Origin of the sequence: Microbacterium sp. (genome assembly GCF_041909575.1) — a bacterium.
Classification (GTDB): domain Bacteria; phylum Actinomycetota; class Actinomycetes; order Actinomycetales; family Microbacteriaceae; genus Microbacterium.
In genome coordinates this window covers 1-3938 of the sequence record NZ_JAYRDE010000168.1, presented here as the reverse complement: position 1 = coordinate 3938, position 3938 = coordinate 1, and the positions used below count along the sequence as shown (strand labels likewise).

The following is a 3938-nucleotide window of genomic DNA, read 5'->3' as shown; positions in this document are numbered from 1 at the left end:
CGACACCGACCTCACCAACGTCGAGCCCGACGAGCTCCGCGCCGCCTGCCACTCCCTGGCACGACGATTCGGCCACACCTGAAGGCGCTGCGGCCCCGACTCCCACTTCCGTCAGGACATCCGGCCGTCGCCAGCCCACCGCCTCCCGAATTCATCTCCAACTGGCGTCACCGATGGTGCCCATAGTCACCCTGGCTGAGTTCGAACGTGAACTGATCTCCGAGCGCACCACCGCCGGCCTGGTTGCCGCCCGTGCCCGCGGTCGCACCGGTGGGCGGCCGTTCAAGATGACCCCCGCCAAGATCCGCCTCGCCATGGCCTCCATGGGCAAGCCCGACACCCACGTTGGGGACCTCTGTGCCGAGCTCGGCGTCACCCGGCAGACTCTCTACCGCCATGTCTCACCCGCCGGGGAACTCCGAGACGATGGCAAGAAAGTCCTGGCTCGACGGTAGAAGGAACCGAACCTCGTCGGTGCCATACACCCGCCCCACCCCGGCGAGGAGCACCGGAGGGACCTTCCTGGACGCCTTCTTCCTCGCAAGCGGAGTATCGGCCGTTGACGTGCATCGTTCCCTTAGGTGGGGTGCCCCTGTTTCGGACAAGCCAGCGTGCCCATTCGATCCGATCCTGGAGTCGAGCTCGCAGAGCGCTGGTCCAGTAGCGGAGTTCCTGTCGTCAGCGATGCTCCTTGAGGCCACTGCCGAGGCCGTAGTGGTCGGCGAGCGCGTCGATAGCCCCGTTGATGACGGCCGTGTCGTAGCCGAAGAGGAAGAAGCCCAGCGCTGCGGTCACCGTGACCAGGACGAGCCTCTTGCTCACCGATGCCGAGGGGGTCGATGCCATCACTGCTCACTCCCCTTGAGCACACGGCAGATCTGGGCCTCCCAGGGGCGCAGCCGCTGCAGGACCGCACCCTCGGGCGGCTCGTGGTGAGTCCCGAGTATCAGCTCGGCGGCACCGACGGCGCCGCCGAGAGCCGCAGCGACATCGAGCTCCTCGTCGGAGAAGTTCGCGACCACGATCCATCGCTCGTCGCCGAGCGTCCGCTCGAAGGCGTACAGGTACTCGTGGTCGCGGGCGAGGAGGCGGTAGTCACCGAAGACCACGATGTCACTGCTGTGACGCAGCTCGATGAGGCGTCGGTAGTGGGCGAGGACCGAGTCCGCGTCGTCGATCTGAGCCTCGACGTTGACCTCGGAGGTGTTCGGGTTGAGCGGCAGCCACGGAGTACCGGTGGTGAATCCCCCGTGCTCCGACGCGTCCCACTGCATGGGCGTGCGAGCGTTGTCGCGGCCGTTCTGGCGCAGGCCCGCAAGGAGCCGTTCCGGCGGGACACCCAGTGCCCGGCCGTACGCCCACGAGTTGTGCGCATCGATGTCGGCGAACTGCTCGATGCTCGCGAACGGGTAGTTGCGCATGCCGATCTCGTCGCCCTGGTAGATGTATGGCGTTCCACGGTGCAGGTGGAGAACCGTGGCGAGCATCTTCGCCGAGGCGACCGCGTGCGCCGGCGACCGGGAACCGAAGCGGGAGGCGACGCGGGCCTGGTCGTGGTTGCCGAAGTAGAGACTGTTCCACCCGGAACGGCCCAGTCCTTCCTGCCAGCGTGCCATGGTCGATTTCAGCGCGAGCAGGTCGAACGGCCTCGGCTCGTACCGTCCGCCCCAGCCGGGCGCGTGATCGACGTCCATGTGCTCGAACGTGAAGATCATGCTGAGGCGGGGGCGCTCACCGCCGGTGACGGCGAGCCCGTCCTCGACGGTCGCCCCCGGCATCTCGCCCACCGTGAGCAGGGTCTTCTCGGCGGTGTCGAACACCTGGTCCCGCAGCTCGTCGAGGAACTCGAGCATCCGTGGCCCGCAGGTGTACTGCGAGGAGGCATCACCGTAGTGGCTCGAGTGCGGCGTCGGCACGTCCTGCAGCGGATACCTCTTGGAGATGAGGTTGATGACATCGAGACGGAACCCGTCGACGCCGCGGGCGAGCCAGCGGCGCAGCATCGCGTAGAGCGCTTGGCGAACCTCCTGGTTCTCCCAGTTGAGGTCGGGCTGCTCCGGGGCGAAGAGGTGAAGGTAGTACTCACCGCTCTCCTCGTCGTACGTCCACGTCGGCTGGGCGAAGAAGCCGAGCCAGTTCGTCGGCTCCGCGCCGGGCGTGCCTGGTTCCACCCCGTCCCTCGGGGGCCGCCAGATGTACCAGTCGCGTCGAGACGACGAGCGCGTGCTGCGCGACTCCACGAACCATGGATGGTCGATCGACGTGTGGTTGAGGACCACATCGATGATCACCCTCATACCACGGCGGTGGATGTCGGCGATGAGATCGTCGAGGTCCCCCTCGGAACCGAAGCGCGGGTCCACCGCCTCGTAGTCACTGACGTCGTACCCGTTGTCCGCCATGGGCGAGGGGTAGAAGGGCGTGAGCCAGATGACGTCGACCCCGAGGCTCTCGAGATAGTCGAGGCGCGAGCGGACACCTGCGAGGTCCCCGAGACCGTCGCCGTCGGCGTCGGCGAAGGAAGGCACGTAGATCTGGTAGACAACCGCCTCGTGCCACCAGGCACGGCTGTTCGTGGGCATGCCAATCTCCTCCATTGGAAACTTAAGCGCTTCACTTATGCGCATAACTAATGTAGGTCGCGCACCCGACAAGGGTCGGCAGTTCATCCGGTTCGTGATCCTCGTCACGGAGGTGAGGCAGTGGTGCGACGCCCGACGTTGGCGGACGTCGCCTCCGCAACCGGCGTGTCCACGGCGCCCGTGAGCTACGTCCTCAACGACAAGCCCGGTCAGAGCATCCCGGAACACACGCGCGAACGCGTGCGTGCCGCCGCCGCCGAGCTCGGCTACGTCCGATCGGGTGCCGCCCGCGCGCTCGCCCGGGGACGCAGCGACCTCGTGCTGCTCGTCGTCCCCGACGTCCCGGTGGGCCCCGTCCTCGTCGGGCTGCTCGAGCGACTGACCACGGCCTGCTCACGCGCCGGCCTGCACCTGCTCGCCAAGCTCTCGTTCGCAGGTGACGACCTCGGTGCTCTCTGCCGGGAGCTGCTGCCGGCAGCCGTCATCGTCCTCGTCGACCTCGACCCCGAGCGCATCGACCCGATCCGTGAGCTACGGATCCCCGTGGCGCGGTGGACGGTCTCGCACTCATCGGCACGGGACGCCGACGGAGTCCACGACGTGCCCGTTCCGACTGCGGCGGTCGGACGCGCCCAGGCCGAGGCGATGGTGGCCGCCGGACGTCAGCGGCTCGCGTACGCGCTCCCGGCGGACCCTCGCCTCACCGGCCTGGCCGAGGGGCGCCTCTCCGGGGTGACGGCCGTCTGCCGCGAGCTGGCGCTGCCCGATCCCCTGATCCTGGGGTCCCCGAGTGGCGCGGTATCGACGGCGGAGCTCCGCTCGTGCGTCGAGGCCGGTGTCACCGGGGTGTGCGCCCACAACGACGACGTCGCTCTGGCCGTGCTCACTGCTGCCCGGGCCGCCGGCATCGAGGTGCCCGCACGGCTCGCGGTCATCGGCGTCGACGACATCCCCGCCGGGCGACTCGCACAACCGGAGCTCGCGACGATCTCCTTCGACCTCGACGTGATCTGCGCCCGCCTCATGCTCGCCGTCACGAAGAGCCTCGGCAGCACCCTCGCCGGAGCACCCGGACCTGCGTCAGAGCTGAGACTGCACCCGCGGGCAAGTCTGGGTGACGGCGGCGGCTGATCCACGCCGACGGCCCCGACGCCTGCGACCGGTGAACTCTGTCCGTGGATGGGCCAGGTTCACCGGTCGCAGGTGGCGAGGCGGGCCAGTGCCCTACTGACCCGGCCGCTCCTCGTCGCCTTCCGGCCGGGCGGGCGGAGGCGCGTCGGGCGCCGGCGGAGTGTCGGGCGCCGGCGGCACCGCGGTGCTCGACGGACCCGCGGTCGGGCCGGGCTGGTTCGCGCT

At 68.9% G+C, this 3938-nt stretch carries 3 protein-coding genes and 1 pseudogene; 2 read left to right on the top strand and 2 right to left on the bottom strand.

The window, feature by feature from the left end; all coding sequences use genetic code 11:
* A pseudogene (locus ACE3O1_RS15045) lies at positions 1 to 455 on the top strand (hypothetical protein); the annotation flags it as partial.
* Positions 456 to 678: 223 nt separating this feature from the next.
* Here the strand turns inward: ACE3O1_RS15045 and ACE3O1_RS15040 are convergent.
* Together ACE3O1_RS15040 and ACE3O1_RS15035 are read right to left on the bottom strand one after the other, a co-directional pair.
* Entirely contained in the window at positions 679 to 846 is a 168-nt protein-coding gene (locus tag ACE3O1_RS15040) for a hypothetical protein (RefSeq protein WP_374316431.1), read from the bottom strand.
* On the bottom strand, positions 846 to 2582 hold the full coding sequence (locus tag ACE3O1_RS15035; RefSeq protein WP_374316429.1) for an alpha-glucosidase: 1737 nt from the start codon (positions 2580 to 2582) through the stop codon (positions 846 to 848). Before ACE3O1_RS15035 ends, ACE3O1_RS15040 begins: the two co-directional genes overlap by 1 nt.
* A gap of 180 nt (positions 2583 to 2762) precedes the next feature.
* Here ACE3O1_RS15035 and ACE3O1_RS15030 point away from each other — a divergent pair, with 180 nt between their 5' ends.
* The gene (locus ACE3O1_RS15030; RefSeq protein ID WP_374316427.1) at positions 2763 to 3713 is read left to right on the top strand and encodes a substrate-binding domain-containing protein; all 951 of its coding nucleotides are present in this window, start codon (positions 2763 to 2765) and stop codon (positions 3711 to 3713) included.
* Positions 3714 to 3938: the final 225 nt, after the last annotated feature.

Bases quoted from the DNA above. Each gene is read 5' to 3' on its own strand.
- ACE3O1_RS15040 (WP_374316431.1), bottom strand. From the start codon at position 846: ATGGCATCGACCCCCTCGGCATCGGTGAGCAAGAGGCTCGTCCTGGTC.
- ACE3O1_RS15035 (WP_374316429.1), bottom strand. From the start codon at position 2,582: ATGCCCACGAACAGCCGTGCCTGGTGGCACGAGGCGGTTGTCTACCAG.